This window comes from Maricaulis sp. (assembly GCF_030149515.1).
GTDB lineage: Bacteria > Pseudomonadota > Alphaproteobacteria > Caulobacterales > Maricaulaceae > Maricaulis.
In genome coordinates, this window is sequence record NZ_JASBRI010000013.1 from 122,266 (window position 1) to 139,383 (window position 17,118).

The window sequence follows — 17,118 nt, forward strand, 5'->3', positions numbered from 1 at the left end:
TGACATGGCAGGTCAAGACATCCGCATCACCGGTCCCGACGGCGAGTTCTCGGCGTATCTTTCAATGCCCGCCGGCGGATCGGGATCCTGCGTCGTGGTCCTGCAGGAAATCTTCGGTGTGAACGAGGTGATGCGCGGCCGCTGCGACGAGCTCGCGGCGGATGGCTATATAGCGGTCTGCCCCGACCTGTTCTGGCGTATCGAACCCGGCATCGACATCACCGACAAGACCGAAGCGGAGCTGGAAAAGGCCTTTTCCCTCATGCACGCTTTCGACCCGGACAAGGGGATCGAGGATATCCAGGCGACCATCGACCATGTTCGCAGGATGGACGGATCGACCGGCAAGGCCGGCGCCATCGGCTACTGTCTGGGCGGCCTCCTTGCCTATCTCACAGCGGCGCGCACCGACAGCGATGCGACGGTGGGCTATTACGGCGTCTCGATCCAGGATCGGCTCGACGAGGCGGGAAAGATATCCGGCCCGCTCATGCTCCACATTGCCGGCCAGGACCAGTTCGTGCCAGCGGAAGCCCAGGCGAAAATCCACGCCGGACTCGATCCGCACCGTCTCGTCACCCTGCACGACTATCCCGACGACGAGCATGCCTTCGCCCGCACCGGCGGCAGGCACTACAACGCCGAAAGCGCGAATCTCGCCGACGGACGAACCCGCGCCTTTCTGCGGCAGCATCTACGCTGAAACGGTCTCCACAGCGGTCGCGACAGCCCAGCTGTCGCGCCCTGTCAGGCGCTTGAACCAGGTTTTCAGATTCTCCGGCACACTGTCGAATTGCCTAATGATCTTAAGCAGATAGAGCATATACCCCAGCGAGATATCGGCCGCTGTGAACCGGTTGGCCGCCAGATATTCCCGCTCCCCGAGCCCGCTTTTCCCTGCAAATTCAAGCAAGTGTTCAACTTCCGACCTGGCCCAGGCGGCGAGTCTGGGATCCCGGGCCTTCTCCGGCAACAGAGTGGTATGCGCCAGCAACAGGCTGACCGGCATCATCATCCCGGCCTCGCCAAAATGGAACCATTGCAGAAAACGCGCATATTCCGGCTCGTCGGGCCGAACATCCAGCGATGTCGGCCCGTAGCGGCCCATCAGATATTGCATGATCGCCAGGGATTCGACGATGACAGTGCCCTTGTCGTCGAGCGCCGGTACCTTGCGCAGGGGGTGTATCCCGCCATAGGCCTCGTCGCCCGCAGGCCGCGTGTCGAACTGGACCGGCACAATCTCGTAGGGCAGACCCATCTCCTCCATCAGCCAGCGCACCCGGATCGACCGCGTCCGTGGCGCATGATAGAGGCGAATTGCGCTTGTATCGGCCATTTCATATCTCCCCTGTCGCTTTCACCGCCTTTTGAGACCACAGCTTTTTCGACCTGGCATCGGCGATTGCCGCATGCCCTTCATACACGCCTGTTGCGCATCCTTCACATCCAATCTCTAGACAGGTTGCGCCGAAGCCTGACCGGAGTCCGACATGCGTCTTGCCATACCGCTTGCTGCCGCCGCCCTCACCGCCTGCACACCCAATCCCCCCGAAAGCGATATTGCCGCACCCGCGGCCGCACTCGATTGCTTCCGCGAGAACGGCCATGCCATGCTGGCCGCCCACCGCGCCGGACCCGCACCGGGCTATCCGGAAAACGCCCTTTCCAGTCTTGCCCGGCTGGCCGCAACAGGTGTGCTATATGCCGAGATCGACGTACGCCGCAGCGCCGACGGCACGCTCTTCCTCCTCCACGACGACACGCTGGAGCGTACAACGGCCGGTGCCGGTCCGGCCGGAATACGTGACTGGACCGATCTTGACACGATCGCCCTGCGCGACCCGGCGGGCACCATTGTGGACGACACCATCCCCACACTCGCCGAGGCCTTTGCAATCGCGCAGGAGACAGGGCTGGTTCTCAATCTCGACCTAAAGTCCGTGCCGGCAGAGGCGATCGTGGATGCCATCCACCGTCATGATGCCCGCGACCATGTTGCCGTTATCGCCTATTCGGTGGAACAGGCGGCCGCGATCCATGCGCTCGATCCGGGCCTGGTTCTCTCCGCACCCAACGATCCCGACGCGCTGGCCGCTGCCGGGGTCAATCTGGACGCTGTATATCTCTGGCTGGGCGTAGGCGCTGCCGATCCGGCCGAAGACGCCCGTCTGGCGGCACAGGGTCTGGAAACCTCAGCCGGCCTCTTCGCCCTGGAGGACGGCGGATTTGACGTCTATCGCAATGCCGACGCTGGCGGCGTAGAACTTCTTTCCATCGACGATGTCGAGACCGCCATTGCCGCCCTGGGCGGATCCGGCACGCTTCAGGCACAGATCCGGGCCTGCACGCCCTGATCCGACCGAGCGGTATTTTGTTAACGTGCCCAAATCACTCTCCCGCACCCTCAAGCAACCGGGACGACGCCATGACCAAAGCCGTGCGCATCCATGAAACCGGCGGCCCGTCCGTCATGCAGCTGGAAACCATCGACCTGCCCGATCCCGGCCCCGGACAGGTCCGCGTTCGCCACACGGCGATCGGACTCAATTTCATCGACACCTACCACCGCTCCGGCGTCTACCCCGTGCCCCTGCCCAGCGGTCTGGGACTGGAAGCGGCCGGTATCGTCGAGGAGACCGGCGAAGGCGTTTCGACCCTCAAGCCCGGCGACCGGATCGCCTACGGCAACGGACCCATCGGCGCGTATGCCGAAGCCGCAAACGTGTTCGCCAATCGCGTCGCCAAAATCCCCGGTCCGGTCAGCGACGAACAGGCGGCCGCGCTGATGCTCAAGGGCATGACGGTGCGCTATCTCTTCAAGGATACCTACCCACTCGAGCCCGGCGACACGATCCTGTTCCACGCGGCCGCCGGCGGGGTCGGCCAGATCGCCTGCCAATGGGCGAAGGATCTCGGCGTCACCTTGATCGGAACCGCCGGTTCGGACGAAAAATGCGCCATCGCCCGCCGGAAGGGCGCCGCGCACATGATCAACTATTCCCGGGAAGACGTTCCCGCTCGGGTTCGCGAACTCACCGGCGGCCAGGGCGTGCCCGTCGTCTATGACGGTGTCGGCAAGGCCACGTTCGAAATGTCGCTGGACTGTCTCGCGCCCCGCGGTCTTCTGGCCACATTCGGCAACGCGTCGGGCACGGTCACGGGCGTGGATCTGGGCATCTTGACGCAGAAGGGCTCGCTTTACGTCACCCGGCCCTCATTGATGCACTATGTCGCCCGCGACGAAGACCTGGCCGCCAACACCGCCGATGTCTTCGATGCCCTCGCCCGCGGGGCGATATCGGCCGAGGTGAACCAGCGTTATGCCCTGGCCGACGCCGTGACGGCACATGAAGACCTGGAAGGCCGGCGGACCACCGGAGCGAGCGTGCTGGTGCCGTAAGACACCGGCCCTAGGTATTCATGGACTCGAAGAATTCGTCGTTCGTCTTGGTCTGGCGCAGTTTGTCCAAGAGGAATTCGATCGCGTCCTGGGCGCCCATCGGATTGAGGATGCGGCGCAGCACATACATTTTTTGTAGCTGACCCCGGTCGACCAGGAGCTCCTCTTTCCGGGTGCCGGATTTGAGGATGTCGATAGCCGGGAAGACGCGCTTGTCGGCGACCTTTCGGTCGAGCACGATTTCCGAATTGCCGGTGCCCTTGAACTCTTCGAAGATCACTTCGTCCATGCGCGAACCGGTGTCGATCAGCGCCGTCGCGATAATGGTCAAGGAGCCGCCATTCTCGATATTGCGCGCTGCGCCGAAGAAGCGTTTCGGGCGCTGCAGCGCATTGGCATCCACACCGCCGGTGAGCACCTTGCCCGAGGACGGTACCACCGTGTTGTAGGCCCGGCCCAGACGCGTGATCGAGTCCAGCAGGATAACCACGTCGCGGCCGTGTTCGACGAGCCGCTTGGCCTTTTCGATCACCATTTCCGCCACCTGCACGTGGCGCGTGGCCGGTTCGTCGAAGGTCGAGGCAATCACCTCCCCCTTCACCGTGCGCTGCATGTCTGTGACTTCTTCCGGACGTTCGTCGATCAGAAGCACCATGAGATAGCAGTCGGGATGATTGCTCTCGATGGAATGGGCGATGTTCTGCAAGAGCACGGTCTTGCCGGTCCGCGGCGGCGCCACGATCAGGCCACGCTGGCCCTTGCCCAGCGGCGCGACAATATCGATCACCCGGCCCGACCGGTCCTTCTTTGTCGGATCGTCCGTCTCCATGTTGAAACGGCTGTCCGGATAAAGCGGTGTCAGATTGTCGAAATGGACCTTGTGCCGGGCCGATTCCGGATCCTGGAAATTGATCGAGGAGACTTTCAGCAGGGCGAAATAGCGTTCGCCGTCGCGCGGGCTGCGGATCTCGCCTTCGACCGTATCGCCGGTGCGCAGGCCGAATTTGCGGATCTGGGTCGGCGAGACATAGATGTCGTCGGGACCGGCAAGATAGTTCGATTCCGGAGAGCGCAGGAAGCCGAACCCGTCCTGCAGGACTTCCATCACGCCGCCGCCATGAATTTCCACCCCGCGCTCGGCCAGCGCCTTGAGGATCGCGAACATCATCCCCTGTTTGCGCAAGGCCGAGGCATTCTCGATCTCCAGCGCCTCGGCAAACTGCAGAAGCTCGGTCGGCTTCTTTTCCTTGAGGTCCTGCAGCGTCATCCGCTCGATACCGTCGAGCAGGGGGTGCGCGTTATTTTCGTCGGTCATGATGATCTATCTGTCAGACATGGGAAGCGGTGTTCCTCACGGGGGAACAATCGCGACTGAAGCAAGCCGGGTGCCGGACAAGCACGACAACCCGAAAAGAGAGGAATGGGCAGGCGCGCCGTCGGACCGGTGTCCTGCGCCACGCGAAAGAAAGGATCCAAGATAGGAGTTGCCCGAAGCCTTGCCATGCCCCGACTGCGGCGTCAAGCACCGATGCCGGAAGGCTCGCTATTTCAACGCCACAATGGCAATCGGCACGATGGCAAGGGCCAGAAGAAAGGGCATTTCGTTGAGGATGCGGTAGCGCTTGTCCGGCCAGTCGTTCGTGCCGGCCTCGAAGCGTTTGAACCGCGCGGCATAGACGTGATGCAGACCGGTCATCGCGAAGACCAGGGCAAATTTCGCCATCCACGCCCAATGCAGGAAGACCGCCCAGCCACCGGCGCGTTCTGCATTGGACCAGATCAGCAACACGCCGAAAATCCATGCCGCGATCATAGCCGGATTCATGATGCCCTTGAGGAGCCGCCGTTCCTGAATCTTCAAGGTCTCGTCGAGCTCGCCTCCCGGCGTGGCGCCGCAGTGATAGACGAACAGCCGCGGCAGGTAGAGCATCGCGGCCATCCAGGCGATTACCGAGAGCACGTGCAGGGCCCGCAGCCAGTCGTAGGCATCCAGTATCATGCTTTTGCCAATTCTCCGTCAGTGGCTCGTTCCCCGGCCCTGCAGGGACAGGCCGACCGGTCGGCCGGACACAGGCGTGCGCCGGTATCGGGCTGTAACCGGCCATCCCGGCCAAGGGCAGACTTCACGATTGTCGCGAGGGATTCAATGAAAACAGGATCGCGGCCCAGGGCCGGCACACGGACATAGGTGTCAATTCCCTGTTCTTCGGCGATCTCGGCGTATTCCTCGTCGAGCTCGACCAGCGTCTCGATGTGCTCGGAAACGAAGGCGATCGGACAGAGAAGGACGCCCTTGCCGTCGGCGCCGGCCCGGCGAATGGCCTCATCCGTAGCCGGACCGATCCATTCCAGCGGTCCGACACGGCTTTGATAACAGATTTGCCAGTCGGGAAATTCCGGCAATTGTTTCGTCACGGCAGAAACTGTCCGTTCGACTTGCCACTGATAGGGATCCCCGCCGTCGATCACTTTTTTCGGCAAGCCGTGCGCGGAAAACAGAAGGCGAAGCCCGTCCGGCCGCCCGGCCCGTTCCCAGGTCTTTCGGATCAGCGCGGCGTGCGCATCCACAAAGGCCGGTTCGGTGGGATAACAGCACACGGCATGGGTCTCCGGGCCGCCCGCCTCGCGCCAGCGCTTCAGCGAGCTCGCCGTCGTCGTCGTGGAATACTGCGGATAGAGCGGCAGAAGCACGCATTCATCCGGCATCCAGGCGTCCACGTCGGCCGCGACGTCCTCGGTCAGCGGCGCCCAGTACCGCATCGCCGGCCAGATCCGGACCTCGCGATCGGGTAGTTCATGCTCCAGACGCTCCTTCAGCGCCGCAGCCTGTTTCTCGGTTTCGGGGAGCAGTGGCGAGCCGCCGCCCATCTTGGCGTAATTGGCCCGCGCCTCCTTGGCCCGGACGGTGGAAATGAACAGCGCCAGTGCTTCGCGCACCGGGCCCGGAGCCTGTATAATCGCCGGATCCCGGAACAGGTTACGCAGGAAAGGACGTACGGCCTCGGGACCGTCCGGCCCGCCCAGATTGAACAGCACAACAGCCAGTTTTCGGCGAGCGTCTTTCACGTCTCTCTCCGCTACGAGGCCCGCTCCCGGATACGCTGCAACAATTGATGCACATGCTCGATCGGAACGTCGGGCGTTATACCGTGACCCAGATTGAAGATATGGGGCCGTCCGGCCCAGCTATCCAGCAAACGGTCGGTTTCCGACGCCAGCGCCGCGCCGCCGGCCCGCAAGGCAGCCGGATCCAGATGGCCCTGGACCGGCATGCCGTCCGGCAGGATCGACTGCGCCCAGGCCGGGTCGACACCCGTGTCCAGCGCGATCGCCGTAATCCCGGTTTCGCGGGCATAGCGGCCATACATCGAACCGGCGCCCCGCGGAAAACCGATGATCGGCACCGTGACACCGGCAGCCCGCACCCGCTCCACGATATCGCGGGCGGGGCGGATAACCACACGCTCGAACAGGGGTTCCGGCAGGCCTTCCGCCCAGCTGTCGAACAGTTTGAGAACTTCGGCGCCGCACTTTGCCTGCATGACGAGATATCGTGCGGTCGCCTCGGACAGCCGGTCGATCATGGCATCGAAGGCTTCGGGATGTTCCCACGCCGCCACCCGTGCCGAGAAACGGTCCTTCGAGCCCGCGCCTTCGATCATGTAGGTCGCCACTGTCCAGGGCGCACCGGCAAACCCGATCAGCGTCGTCTCTTCCGGTAATTCCGGTTTTACCCGTTGCAGGGTCTCGCCGATGGGCGAGAGCACGTCTTCGACCTGCGACAGATCCAGGTTCGCATGATCGAGCGGGTTGAACGGATCCAGCCGGGGACCTTCGCCCGGTTCGAACCAGACACGGCGGCCCAGCGCGATCGGGATCAGGAGAATGTCCGCAAACAGGATTGCCGCATCGAAGCCGAACCGCCGGATCGGCTGCAAGGTCACGTCGGCCGCCATGTCGGGCGAGAAGCAGAATTTGATGAAATCGCCGGCCTCGGCCCGCACCTCGCGGTATTCGGGCAGATAACGTCCGGCCTGGCGCATCAGCCAGACCGGTGGCGGCATACGGACGTCTCCGCCCAGAACCGCTAGGAGCGGTTTTTCCGAAAGCTTTGTCATGACCGCCTGATTAGGCATCGGCGGGTCGGGGATCAATGCGTCGTTTTCACCCGGCCGCTTTTTCTTTCCCTTATCTATTAAATTGATTTGTTGGGGTTGTTGGTGACGTTGACCGTGTTCAAACATCTGGTTCTACCGCTATCCACCACGGGGTATTGCCGGAAGAATCATGCACAGCCTGTTTTCCACGTGCTGTTGAAACACCATGTCTGACCAATAAAACCGGTAAGATAGACCGGATATCCGCTGTTGATTCGCCGGGGCAAAGCGATTGAAGCGGTGAATTGCGTACATGCATCCACACACTTGCCAACGCCTTGCAGGGGTGTGGAAACTTCTGTTGGTTCGCACCGGTATCACCCGGTACTACTCACAGCCAGGGCAGAGGCCGCCGGATCCGGGTCTGGTTTTCCCGACTTGTTAACAGAACGTAAACGCGAAACAGGGGTTTCTTGCGACATGTCAGCGCCGCCTTCCTCTCCCTTCGAGACCTGTTTTCACATCCACATGGTCTCGGATTCCACGGGTGAAACGCTCATGGAAGTGATGCGGGCCTCCGTGGCACAGTTCGAAGGCACCAGCCCGCTCGAACATCTTTATGCCCTGGTGCGCTCCTCGCGCCAGATGGAGCGGGTATTCGACGAAATCTCCGCCTATCCGGGCGTTGTCATGTATACGATTGTCAATGCCGATCTGCGCCGGGAACTGGAAACCAAGTGTGTCGAGCTGGGCGTTCCTGCAATCGCCGTTCTCGATCCGATGCTGGCAACATTGAGCTCCTATCTGGGCCGCCCGGTTGCCAGCCGGGCCGGCGCCCAGCGTTCACTGGATGCGGAATATTATCGCCGCATCGATGCGCTGAACTATGCGATGGCACATGATGACGGTCAGGGCGAGGATTACGAAGCCGCCGATATCGTGCTTTTGGGCGTCAGCCGGACCTCGAAGACCCCGACCAGCATCTATCTGGCCCATCGCGGTTTCCGTGCCGCGAATATTCCGCTGGTCAAGGGCGTACCCCTGCCCGATGCGATCTACAGTCTGCGCCATCCGCTCGTCGTCGGTCTCACGGCGTCGCCGGAACGGATCGTGCAGATCCGTCGCAATCGCCTGCTCAGCCTCAACGAAGACCGGGATACAGACTATATCGACGATTTCGCGGTGCGCGACGAGGTGCTTCATGCCAAGCGCCTCTACGCCAAACACAAATGGCCCACCATCGATGTCACACGCCGGTCGGTCGAGGAAACGGCCGCGAAAATCATCAACCTCCTGAACGAAAAGCGGAGCCAGGCCTGATGTCCGATCTTGTTCTCGCGTCGGGCAGCCAGATCCGCCGCCAGGTGCTCGAGGGTGCCGGCGTGCCCTTTTCCATCATCAAGCCGGATGTGGACGAAGCGGTAATCAAGGCCGAGCGATCCGGTCTCGCCCCGGTCGACATGGCGCTGGAACTGGGCAAGGCAAAGGCCGAATCCGTGTCCCTGTCACATCCGGACAAGCTGGTGCTGGGCGCCGACCAGACCATGGAACTCGAAGGCCGCTTGCTGGACAAGCTGCCCCGGCCCGAACTGGCGCGAGGCCGGCTGGAAGCCATGCGCGGCCGGCCGCATCACCTGCATTCCGGCCTCGCCCTGTTCCGGGCGGGCCGGCCGGTCTGGCTCTACCAGCAGACATCGACCCTGCATGTGCGCGATTTCTCGGATGCCTTTCTCGACATGTATCTGAAGAATGCGGGCTTCGCCCTGACTGCAAGCGTCGGTGCCTATGCCTATGAGGGCCTGGGGGCCCAATTGTTCAGCAAGGTCGAAGGCGATTACTACGCCATCCTTGGCCTGCCCCTTCTGCCTCTGCTGCGTATCCTGCGCGATCAGGGCGTGATCGTGTCATGAACCGGCCTAGCGGCAAGGCAGGGTTTGCAGGCGTGGTCGGCGACCCGGTCGTCCATTCCCTGTCGCCGCGCCTGATGGCGCACTGGATCTCGATATGCGAACTCGATGCGTTCTACGTCCCGTTTGCGGTTCGCCCCGACGGTTTCGAGATTTTCGTGCGGGGTCTCGCCCGCAGCCAGGCTGCCGGGTTGAATGTCACCCTTCCGCACAAGGAAACCGCCCTGGTCCTGGCCGACACGGTCTCGCCGGCCGCGGCCGCCATTGGCGCCGCCAATCTCCTGACATTCAAGGCGGGAGCCGTACATGCCGACAATACCGACGCCGCCGGGTTTCTGGCCGCTCTCGAACCGGCGAATATTCCGTACCGGCAATCGACAGCCCTTGTCCTAGGCGCCGGCGGGGCCGCGCGGGCTGTGGTCCATGCCCTGCTGACATCGAACATATCCCGACTCATCCTGACAAACCGGAATCGGGACCGGGCCGAACAGCTTGCCGCCGATCTGGCGCCCGGTGCTGAAATTGTCGACTGGGACGAGCGTAGCGACGTGCTTGCGTGCAGCGATCTGGTCGTCAACGCCACTTCCCTGGGTCTGAAAGGCGAGACGGATCTGGTCATGGACTGGTCGGCTGTAAAGACGGGAGCCGTCGCCTTCGACAGTGTGTACACGCCGCTGGAAACCGGGTTTCTTGCAGAGGCGCGAGGTGCGGGCCTTGTCGGGATCGACGGGCTGGACATGCTCATCGGCCAGGCCAGACCGAGTTTTCAGGCTTTCTTCGGCCGGCCTGCGCCGGAGCGGCCGGACGTCCGCCCGATTCTCGTCGGGGCGCCGGGGATGACGGCATGAAGATTGTCGGCCTTACCGGTTCCATCGGCATGGGCAAGTCGGCAACGGCCAGGCTGTTCCGCGAGGCCGGTATTCCCGTGTTCGATTCCGATGCCTGCGTGCATGCGCTGTATGCCCCGGGCGGTGCGGCGGTCGGTCCCGTCGGCGATGCGTTTCCCGGTTCGGTCGTGGACGGGGCGGTGGACCGAGAGCGTCTGTCCGCGGCCTTGCGCGAGGATGCGGGCGGGTTCGAACGGCTGGAAGCCATCGTCCATCCGCTGGTGGCGCAGGCCCGTACGCGCTTTCTCGAGGATGCCGAGGCCGGCGGTGCGGACCTGGCCGTGCTGGACATTCCGCTGTTGTTCGAGACCGGCAGCGATGCCCTGGTCGATACAATCGTCGTCGTGCATGCTCCGGACCCGGTGCGCCGGGCCCGCGTGTTGCAGCGTCCGGGCATGACGGACCGGAAGCTGGACGCCATAATCGCCCGGCAGACGGCTGATTCGATCAAGCTGGAAAAGGCCGATCATGTGGTCGAGACTTCGGGCGGTCTCGATGATGCCCGCGAACAGGTCGATCGTATCATTGCGGCCCTGCGGGCCTGACACGCATCACCAGGGGCGGACGGACATGCGCGAAATCGTCTTCGATACGGAGACCACGGGACTCGATCCCAGTACCGGCGACAGGGTGACCGAGCTGGGCTGTGTCGAAGTGATCGACTGCATTCCGACCGGCAAGACATTTCACGCCTACGTCAATCCGCAGCGCTCCATCCCCAGGGAAGTCGTCGAGATCACCGGGCTGACCGGGGAATTCCTCGCCGACAAGCCCTTGTTCGAGGAGATTGCGCAGGAATTTGTCGATTTCGTCGGCGATGCCGTGCTCGTTGCGCACAACGCGCCCTTCGATCGCGGCTTCATCAATATGGAACTGGCCCGGCTGGGCTTCGATACCTATCCCGAGGACCGGTTCAAGGACACGGCGCGGATCGCCCGGGCCAAGTTTCCCGGCTCCTACGTATCGCTGGATGCGCTCTGCAAGCGTTTCGACATTTCCCTGGAGACGCGCGACAAGCACGGCGCGCTGATCGACGCCTATCTTCTGGCCGAGGTCTATCTGGAACTGACCGGCGGACGCACCCGTGCCCTGGATCTGTCCGGTCGCGGTTCCGGAGGTTCGGGCAGGGTCGAGTTCCCCGCCCGTCCGGCCCGTCCCCAGCCTTTGCCGTCGCGCCAGACGGAAAAAGAGCGCGCCGCCCATGCCGCCTTCATCGACGAGCTGGGCGAAAACGCGCTCTGGAAGAAACTCCCGATCGGCTGACGGCCGGGCGTGCGCTCAGTTGGCCGCCGCGGGATCGGCATTGCCATTGGGCTCGGAGCCCGGAGCCGCCGCCGCCCGGCGCGAGAGCTGCTGGCGGTACAGCGCCGCGAAATCGACCGGATCCAGCATCAGCGGCGGAAAATTGCCGTCACGCGTGGCGTCGGCCAGGATGCGGCGCGCGAACGGGAAGATCTGGCGCGGGCATTCGATCAGCAGGAAGGGCTCCCGGTCGGCGTCGGCAATGTTCTCCATCTGGAACAGGCCGGCGTAGGTCAGTTCGGCGATGAAGACGACATCATTGCCTTCCTTGTCGCGCGAGGCGCGCGCGTTGATCGAGAGGGCAACTTCGAACTGGTTCTCGCCCAGGCTGCGCGCCTGGACATCGATCGACATGTCGATGCCCGGAGCCTGCTGACCCGGACGCAACGTGTCGGGTGCGCCCGGATTTTCGAAGGAGAGGTCCTTGACGTATTGCGCCAGTACGCGCAGGTGGGGCTGGGCAGGGGTCTGGGAATCGGCAGGCGTGGACGGTGCGTCGGTCATGTGGGTCCCCGGATGGGTCATGTGAAACTGGATCCGCCCGTATGGCGGGCGGTCATGGAAACAAAGCGGGCCCGTTAACACGCAGGCCTCGCCCCGGCAAGCAGGCAGCGCCGCAGCCGGGTGGCTGACGCGGCGTGGATATAGGCCTATATCTAGGAGTGAAACCCGTATTCCTGTCACGGCGGCTGCTTGATGATCGAACTTCTCTCGACCCTGCTCTTCGGTGCCATCGCCGTATTCTTCGCGATCCGGCTCTATTCGGTCCTGGGCCGCCGCGAAGGCCATATGGAAGCCCCCGCCTCGCGCGAGGTCGACCAGAACCGGGCCGAGCGCGACGCCGCCCAGGCGCAGCTGCGCCCGGCTTTCGAGGGTCCGGCTGCGGCCGGACTGGAGGCGATCGCGCAGGCGGATACGAGTTTCGATCCGGGCCAGTTCCTGGACGGGGCGCGCAAGGCTTATGAAATGATCGTCGAGGCTTTTGCCAGGGGCGATCGCGACACGCTCAGAGGTCTGCTCGCCCCCAAGGTCTTCGACCGCTACGAGGCCGCCATTGCCAAGCGGGAAACCCGGGGCGAGAGCGTGCGGACAGAGGTCGAGCGAATCCGCTCGGCGGAGATCACCGAGGCCGGCCACAGCGACAACACGGCAACCGTCAAGGTCCATTTTGACGCCGAGATCGCGACCGAGACCCGCGACAGCGACGGCAAGGTGACGGCCGGCGATTTCTCGCGCCTGTCCACCGTGCACGAGGACTGGGTGTTTCAGCGCCGCACCGATGACAGCAATCCCAACTGGGTGCTGACCCGTGTCGCGACGGCTTAAAGGCACCGCGGCGGGGCTCGCCCTGGCGCTCGCCGCTTGCCAGCAACCCGCGCCCGACCTTTCCGAACGGTCTGAAACGCCGGTTTCTGCTCCCGACACGCTGGATTTCCGGCCCGCCGCCTGGGCCGACATGACCGGCTGGAGCGAAGCCGACCTCGGCGCGGCCCTGGCCGCCTTCGATCGCAGTTGCGCCCGTTTCACCCAGCGCGATCCGGACGCCCCGCTCGGCGCCCGCGCCGGCTGGGCCGGGACGGTGGCCGATTGGCAACCGGCCTGTGCTGCCGCCGCAGATGCGATGGCGGGCCGGACAACACCCCGCGAAGCCTTCGAAAGCGCGTTCACGCCCGTGCGTGCGCAGGCCGTCGATCCAGAAAGCCGGGAACGGGCCGATACAGGGCTCCTGACAGGCTATTACGAACCCCATGTCGAGGTGCGCGGAACCCGGCAGGGCGCGTTCACCCAGCCCCTGCGGCGGCGCCCGGACGATCTCGTGACCGTTGATCTGGGCCGGTTCGACGACAGTCTGGCCGGTCGCCGTATCGTCGGCGAGGTCCGCGACGGCCAATTGGTGCACTACAAGGACCGCACGGCGATCGAGATGGAGAATGCCGGCGAGGTGTTTGCCTGGGGCCGGCCGATCGACGTCTTCTTCCTGCAGATCCAGGGCTCGGGCCGCCTGGTCTGGCCCGACGGGCGTCAGGAACGCGCCGCCTTTGCCGCCCATAACGGCCTGCCCTATCGGTCCATCGGCCGCGAGCTGATCGAACGCGGCGAATTGGCGGCCCATGCCGCGTCCAAGGCCGGGATCGAGGCCTGGCTGATCGAGCACGGGCCCGAGGCGACCGCCGAACTGTTCGCGGTCAATCCGCGCTATGTCTTCTTCCAGACCCGGTCCCTGGACGATCCGCAGCTGGGGCCCGCCGGATCCTCGGGCGTGGCGCTGACGCCCATGGCCTCGATCGCGGTCGATCCCGCGCATCATGCCCATGGCGTTCCGGTCTGGCTCAGCGCCGATCTGCCCGAACTGGGTCCCTGGTCGGGCCTCGTCGTGGCGCAGGACAGCGGCGGGGCGATCACCGGCCCCCTGCGGGGCGACTTCTTCTGGGGCTGGGGCGAGGCGGCGGAACGCCGGGCCGGGTCGACCCGGGCCGAGGCCGGCTGGGTCGTGCTGCTGCCGCACACCGTGGTCGCCCGCCTGTTTGCACAGCAGGACCCGGTCTGAGCCCCGTGAAGCGCAAACGGACCATACGGCCCGAAGAGCGCGCCCTGTGGAAGACGGTCGCCATGTCGGTCACCCCGCTCTCGGAAGACCGGATAAAAGCGCTGGACGATCCGGAACCGCCTGCGCCGTCCGCCCCGTCACCGCCGACCAAGGCCGAACGTATGCGCTCGACCCGCGGCGTCGATACCGCGCCCGCGCCTGCGGCGCCGGACCGGCCGTCCGGCCCCCATGATCGCAGCGGAGAAAAACGGATGCGCCGGGGCCGGGTCGAGGTGGATGCGCGCATCGACCTGCACGGGCTCACCCAGGACCAGGCCCTGTCCTCGCTGCGCCACTTTCTCGCCATGGCCCATGCCGGCGGGTACCGCACCGTTCTGGTGATCACGGGCAAGGGCCTGAAGCGGCGCGAGCGCGGCGCCGAACCCTGGGACTACCCGGACGAACCCGGGGTATTACGCCGCAAACTACCGGAATGGCTCAGCTTTCCGGAGCTTCGTCAGTATGTGTCAGGATATGCGCCCGCCCATATCCGCCATGGCGGAAGCGGTGCCTTCTACGTGACGCTGCGCGTGCGGCCTAGAGAATGAATTTCGACAGATCGGCGTTCTTGGCCAGTTCGCCGACATGTTCGGAGACATAGGTCTCGTCGATCTTCACCGTTTCACCGGACCGGTCCGACGCCGTGTAGGAGATCTCCTCGACGAGTTTCTCCATCACTGTCTGCAGCCGGCGCGCGCCGATATTCTCGACGCTCGAATTGACGTCGGCGGCCAGTTTGGCCAGTGCCGTGATCGCATCCTCGGTGAATTCAAGCGTCATGCCCTCGGTGGCCATCAACTCGGTATACTGGCGGATCAGATTGGCTTCCGGCTCGGTGAGAATGCGGATGAAGTCGGCTTCGGTCAGCGCGCGCAGCTCGACCCGGATCGGCAGGCGGCCCTGCAATTCCGGCAGCATGTCGGACGGTTTGGCCACGTGGAAGGCGCCCGAAGCGATAAACAGGATATGGTCGGTCTTCACCGCACCGTGCTTGGTCGCCACGGTCGTGCCCTCGATCAGCGGCAGAAGATCGCGCTGCACGCCTTCGCGGGACACGTCGCCGCCGCGGGCATCCGAACGCGCGGCGATCTTGTCGATCTCGTCGAGAAAGACGATGCCGTCATTTTCGGCCAGCTTGATCGCCTCGGCGGTGATCTGGGCATCGTCGAGCAGGCGGTCGGCCTCCTCCTCGATCAGGGGCTCGTAGGCCTCCTTCACCTTCATGCGCACGGACTTGGTCTTCTTCGGAAAGCCCTTGCCAAAAATATCGCCCAGATTGATCACGCCGGCCCCGCCCGAGGGCATGCCCGGAATATCCAGCATCTGCATGGGCGAGGTGGTTTCGGAGAGCTGGATCTCGACATCCTTGTCGTCCAGCTCGCCTGCGCGCAGGCGTTTGCGGAAGCTCTCCTTGGTGCTCTCCGAAGCGCCCGGCCCGACAAGGGCTTCAAGCACCCGGTTCTCCGCCGCCGAATGGGCGCGGGCCTTCACCTCTTCGCGCTTCTTCTCCCGCACCAGGGTGATCGAGACTTCCACCAGGTCACGGGCGATCTGGTCGACATCGCGGCCGACATAGCCCACCTCGGTGAACTTGGTCGCCTCGACCTTGATGAAGGGCGCGCCGGCCAGCTTGGCCAGGCGGCGCGAAATCTCGGTCTTGCCCACACCCGTCGGGCCGATCATCAGGATATTCTTGGGCGTGATCTCCTCGGCCAGCGCTTCGTCCAGCTGGCGCCGGCGCCAGCGATTGCGCAGGGCGATGGCCACAGCCTTCTTGGCGTCGGCCTGACCGACAATGTGACGGTCAAGTTCGGAAACGATTTCGCGGGGGGAAAAGTCGGTCATGAGGGCTTTGCGTTGCTTGTCGGTCCGCTTGATGTAATCAGGGGTGTGCGATCAGACCAGTCCCGAAAGGCATAAACAAGATGACGCGACCGCGTTTCCACCTCGCCTTCCCCGTCGACGACCTGGCTGCAGCGCGCGCCTTTTATGGCGATCTTCTCGGCTGCAACGAAGGCCGGTCGAGCGACACCTGGGTCGATTTCGACTTCCACGGGCACCAGATCGTCGCCCACCTGGCGCCGGAGGAATGCGCGGCCGTGAAGGCCGGCGCGGTCGACGGCAAACAGGTTCCGGTGCGCCATTTCGGCCTGCTGATGGACTGGTCCGACTGGGAAGCCCTGGCGGAACGGCTGGAGCGCGCCGGCACCGGCTTCATCATCGAGCCCTATGTCCGCTTCAGGGGCCAGGCCGGCGAGCAGGGCACGTTCTTCGTGCGCGACCCGGCCGGAAATGCTCTGGAATTCAAGACGTTCCGGGACGAAGCACAGATCTTCGCTCGCTGATGGAGCGTGCGGCTCGCTATTCCTCGCCGAGGATCTCCACAGTCAGATTCTCGTTAGTGTAGACGCAGATTCTCGCGGCGATCGCCATCGCCTTGCGGGCGATGATTTCGGGGTCTTCCTCATAGTCGTAGAGCGCGCGCGCGGCGGAGAGGGCGAAATTGCCGCCGGAGCCGACGGCGACGACGCCATCCTCCGGTTCCAGCACGTCGCCGGCACCGGTGAGGAGATAGGTCTCCTCCTTGTCACCGACGACCAGCATGGCTTCCAGGCGCCGCAGATAGCGGTCGGTACGCCAGTCCTTGGCCAGTTCCACACAGGCGCGGGCGAGCTGGGCCGGATATTGTTCCAGCTTGGCTTCCAGGCGTTCGAAAAGCGCGAAGGCATCGGCCGTGGCGCCCGCGAATCCGGCCACGACCTGTCCGCCGGACAGGCGGCGCACCTTGCGGGCATTGCCCTTCATCACGGTGGGGCCGATGGAGACCTGGCCGTCGCCGGCTAGGACGAGGCGTCCGCCCTTGCGTACAGCGACGATCGTGGTGCCGCGCCATTGTGTGGCGTCGGCATAGTCGGGCGTGGTTGCGTGCGTCATG

The 17,118-nt window shown here is 64.2% G+C and carries 20 protein-coding genes; 12 read left to right on the forward strand and 8 right to left on the reverse strand.

The window, feature by feature from the left end; translation table 11 throughout:
* Window positions 1-4 precede the first annotated feature (4 nt).
* Window positions 5-703: a dienelactone hydrolase family protein gene (locus Q1U94_RS05835; protein ID WP_300542661.1), complete on the forward strand. Its 699-nt coding sequence runs from the start codon at window positions 5-7 to the stop codon at window positions 701-703.
* On the opposite strand, the gene Q1U94_RS05840 is transcribed toward Q1U94_RS05835, so the two are convergent.
* Entirely contained in the window at window positions 695-1,339 is a 645-nt protein-coding gene (locus Q1U94_RS05840; RefSeq protein WP_300542662.1) for a glutathione S-transferase family protein, read from the reverse strand. The two genes, Q1U94_RS05835 and Q1U94_RS05840, sit on opposite strands and share 9 nt — an antisense overlap.
* A 154-nt stretch (window positions 1,340-1,493) precedes the next feature.
* On the opposite strand from Q1U94_RS05840, the gene Q1U94_RS05845 reads away from it, so the two are divergent.
* Together Q1U94_RS05845 and Q1U94_RS05850 are read left to right on the forward strand one after the other, a co-directional pair.
* Entirely contained in the window at window positions 1,494-2,357 is an 864-nt protein-coding gene (locus Q1U94_RS05845; protein ID WP_300542664.1) for a glycerophosphodiester phosphodiesterase family protein, read from the forward strand.
* A 71-nt stretch (window positions 2,358-2,428) separates the two neighbouring features.
* Window positions 2,429-3,403 (forward strand): quinone oxidoreductase, encoded by a 975-nt coding sequence (locus Q1U94_RS05850; RefSeq protein WP_300542665.1) that lies wholly within the window; start codon window positions 2,429-2,431, stop codon window positions 3,401-3,403.
* A 10-nt stretch (window positions 3,404-3,413) separates the two neighbouring features.
* Here Q1U94_RS05850 and rho read toward each other — a convergent pair whose 3' ends face one another.
* The 4 genes from rho to hemE all read right to left on the reverse strand — a co-directional run bounded on the left by rho (window position 3,414) and on the right by hemE (window position 7,521).
* Window positions 3,414-4,718, reverse strand: a complete 1,305-nt coding sequence (gene rho, locus Q1U94_RS05855; protein WP_366917261.1) for a transcription termination factor Rho — start codon at window positions 4,716-4,718, stop codon at window positions 3,414-3,416.
* A 228-nt stretch (window positions 4,719-4,946) separates the two neighbouring features.
* Window positions 4,947-5,402: a CopD family protein gene (locus tag Q1U94_RS05860; protein ID WP_300542666.1), complete on the reverse strand. Its 456-nt coding sequence runs from the start codon at window positions 5,400-5,402 to the stop codon at window positions 4,947-4,949.
* Window positions 5,399-6,469: a ferrochelatase gene (gene hemH / locus Q1U94_RS05865; RefSeq protein ID WP_300542667.1), complete on the reverse strand. Its 1,071-nt coding sequence runs from the start codon at window positions 6,467-6,469 to the stop codon at window positions 5,399-5,401. Before hemH ends, Q1U94_RS05860 begins: the two co-directional genes overlap by 4 nt.
* An 11-nt stretch (window positions 6,470-6,480) precedes the next feature.
* Window positions 6,481-7,521, reverse strand: a complete 1,041-nt coding sequence (hemE, locus tag Q1U94_RS05870) for a uroporphyrinogen decarboxylase (RefSeq protein WP_300542669.1) — start codon at window positions 7,519-7,521, stop codon at window positions 6,481-6,483.
* Window positions 7,522-7,980: 459 nt separating this feature from the next.
* Here hemE and Q1U94_RS05875 point away from each other — a divergent pair, with 459 nt between their 5' ends.
* The 5 genes from Q1U94_RS05875 to dnaQ are packed head-to-tail and all read left to right on the forward strand — an operon-like array spanning window position 7,981 to window position 11,557.
* On the forward strand, window positions 7,981-8,820 hold the full coding sequence (locus tag Q1U94_RS05875; RefSeq protein ID WP_300542670.1) for a pyruvate, water dikinase regulatory protein: 840 nt from the start codon (window positions 7,981-7,983) through the stop codon (window positions 8,818-8,820).
* Window positions 8,820-9,410: a nucleoside triphosphate pyrophosphatase gene (locus tag Q1U94_RS05880; RefSeq protein ID WP_300542672.1), complete on the forward strand. Its 591-nt coding sequence runs from the start codon at window positions 8,820-8,822 to the stop codon at window positions 9,408-9,410. Before Q1U94_RS05875 ends, Q1U94_RS05880 begins: the two co-directional genes overlap by 1 nt.
* A complete protein-coding gene (locus Q1U94_RS05885) occupies window positions 9,407-10,255 on the forward strand; it encodes a shikimate dehydrogenase (RefSeq protein WP_300542674.1) in 849 nt (282 codons plus the stop codon). The genes Q1U94_RS05880 and Q1U94_RS05885 overlap by 4 nt, the downstream gene beginning before the upstream one ends.
* Window positions 10,252-10,839, forward strand: coding sequence for a dephospho-CoA kinase (gene coaE / locus Q1U94_RS05890; protein ID WP_300542676.1), 588 nt, complete (start codon window positions 10,252-10,254; stop codon window positions 10,837-10,839). The genes Q1U94_RS05885 and coaE overlap by 4 nt, the downstream gene beginning before the upstream one ends.
* 25 nt (window positions 10,840-10,864) lie before the next feature.
* Window positions 10,865-11,557: a DNA polymerase III subunit epsilon gene (gene dnaQ, locus Q1U94_RS05895; protein ID WP_300542677.1), complete on the forward strand. Its 693-nt coding sequence runs from the start codon at window positions 10,865-10,867 to the stop codon at window positions 11,555-11,557.
* Between the two features lie 15 nt (window positions 11,558-11,572).
* On the opposite strand, the gene secB is transcribed toward dnaQ, so the two are convergent.
* Entirely contained in the window at window positions 11,573-12,100 is a 528-nt protein-coding gene (gene secB / locus Q1U94_RS05900; protein WP_300542678.1) for a protein-export chaperone SecB, read from the reverse strand.
* Window positions 12,101-12,292: 192 nt separating this feature from the next.
* On the opposite strand from secB, the gene Q1U94_RS05905 reads away from it, so the two are divergent.
* The 3 genes from Q1U94_RS05905 to Q1U94_RS05915 are packed head-to-tail and all read left to right on the forward strand — an operon-like array spanning window position 12,293 to window position 14,731.
* Entirely contained in the window at window positions 12,293-12,922 is a 630-nt protein-coding gene (locus Q1U94_RS05905) for a Tim44/TimA family putative adaptor protein (RefSeq protein ID WP_300542680.1), read from the forward strand.
* A complete protein-coding gene (locus Q1U94_RS05910) occupies window positions 12,906-14,144 on the forward strand; it encodes a murein transglycosylase A (RefSeq protein WP_300542681.1) in 1,239 nt (412 codons plus the stop codon). Before Q1U94_RS05905 ends, Q1U94_RS05910 begins: the two co-directional genes overlap by 17 nt.
* A 5-nt stretch (window positions 14,145-14,149) precedes the next feature.
* Window positions 14,150-14,731, forward strand: a complete 582-nt coding sequence (locus tag Q1U94_RS05915; protein ID WP_300542682.1) for a Smr/MutS family protein — start codon at window positions 14,150-14,152, stop codon at window positions 14,729-14,731.
* On the opposite strand, the gene hslU is transcribed toward Q1U94_RS05915, so the two are convergent.
* A complete protein-coding gene (hslU, locus tag Q1U94_RS05920) occupies window positions 14,721-16,028 on the reverse strand; it encodes an ATP-dependent protease ATPase subunit HslU (protein ID WP_300542683.1) in 1,308 nt (435 codons plus the stop codon). The two genes, Q1U94_RS05915 and hslU, sit on opposite strands and share 11 nt — an antisense overlap.
* Window positions 16,029-16,108: 80 nt before the next feature.
* Between hslU and Q1U94_RS05925 the strand changes: the two genes are divergently transcribed.
* Entirely contained in the window at window positions 16,109-16,528 is a 420-nt protein-coding gene (locus tag Q1U94_RS05925; RefSeq protein WP_300542684.1) for a VOC family protein, read from the forward strand.
* Window positions 16,529-16,544: 16 nt separating this feature from the next.
* On the opposite strand, the gene hslV is transcribed toward Q1U94_RS05925, so the two are convergent.
* Complete coding sequence (gene hslV / locus Q1U94_RS05930; protein WP_300542686.1) at window positions 16,545-17,117, reverse strand: ATP-dependent protease subunit HslV; 573 nt, start codon at window positions 17,115-17,117, stop codon at window positions 16,545-16,547.
* Between the last annotated feature and the right edge of the window lies 1 nt (window position 17,118).

Coding starts and splice junctions, on each gene's coding strand:
- coaE (WP_300542676.1), top strand. CDS start 10,252: ATGAAGATTGTCGGCCTTACCGGTTCCATCGGCATGGGCAAGTCGGCA.
- Q1U94_RS05860 (WP_300542666.1), bottom strand. CDS start 5,402: ATGATACTGGATGCCTACGACTGGCTGCGGGCCCTGCACGTGCTCTCG.
- hemE (WP_300542669.1), bottom strand. CDS start 7,521: ATGACAAAGCTTTCGGAAAAACCGCTCCTAGCGGTTCTGGGCGGAGAC.
- Q1U94_RS05845 (WP_300542664.1), top strand. CDS start 1,494: ATGCGTCTTGCCATACCGCTTGCTGCCGCCGCCCTCACCGCCTGCACA.
- Q1U94_RS05905 (WP_300542680.1), top strand. CDS start 12,293: ATGATCGAACTTCTCTCGACCCTGCTCTTCGGTGCCATCGCCGTATTC.
- Q1U94_RS05875 (WP_300542670.1), top strand. CDS start 7,981: ATGTCAGCGCCGCCTTCCTCTCCCTTCGAGACCTGTTTTCACATCCAC.
- dnaQ (WP_300542677.1), top strand. CDS start 10,865: ATGCGCGAAATCGTCTTCGATACGGAGACCACGGGACTCGATCCCAGT.
- rho (WP_366917261.1), bottom strand. CDS start 4,718: ATGACCGACGAAAATAACGCGCACCCCCTGCTCGACGGTATCGAGCGG.
- Q1U94_RS05840 (WP_300542662.1), bottom strand. CDS start 1,339: ATGGCCGATACAAGCGCAATTCGCCTCTATCATGCGCCACGGACGCGG.
- Q1U94_RS05880 (WP_300542672.1), top strand. CDS start 8,820: ATGTCCGATCTTGTTCTCGCGTCGGGCAGCCAGATCCGCCGCCAGGTG.
- Q1U94_RS05925 (WP_300542684.1), top strand. CDS start 16,109: ATGACGCGACCGCGTTTCCACCTCGCCTTCCCCGTCGACGACCTGGCT.
- Q1U94_RS05835 (WP_300542661.1), top strand. CDS start 5: ATGGCAGGTCAAGACATCCGCATCACCGGTCCCGACGGCGAGTTCTCG.
- hslU (WP_300542683.1), bottom strand. CDS start 16,028: ATGACCGACTTTTCCCCCCGCGAAATCGTTTCCGAACTTGACCGTCAC.
- Q1U94_RS05850 (WP_300542665.1), top strand. CDS start 2,429: ATGACCAAAGCCGTGCGCATCCATGAAACCGGCGGCCCGTCCGTCATG.
- Q1U94_RS05885 (WP_300542674.1), top strand. CDS start 9,407: ATGAACCGGCCTAGCGGCAAGGCAGGGTTTGCAGGCGTGGTCGGCGAC.
- secB (WP_300542678.1), bottom strand. CDS start 12,100: ATGACCGACGCACCGTCCACGCCTGCCGATTCCCAGACCCCTGCCCAG.
- hslV (WP_300542686.1), bottom strand. CDS start 17,117: ATGACGCACGCAACCACGCCCGACTATGCCGACGCCACACAATGGCGC.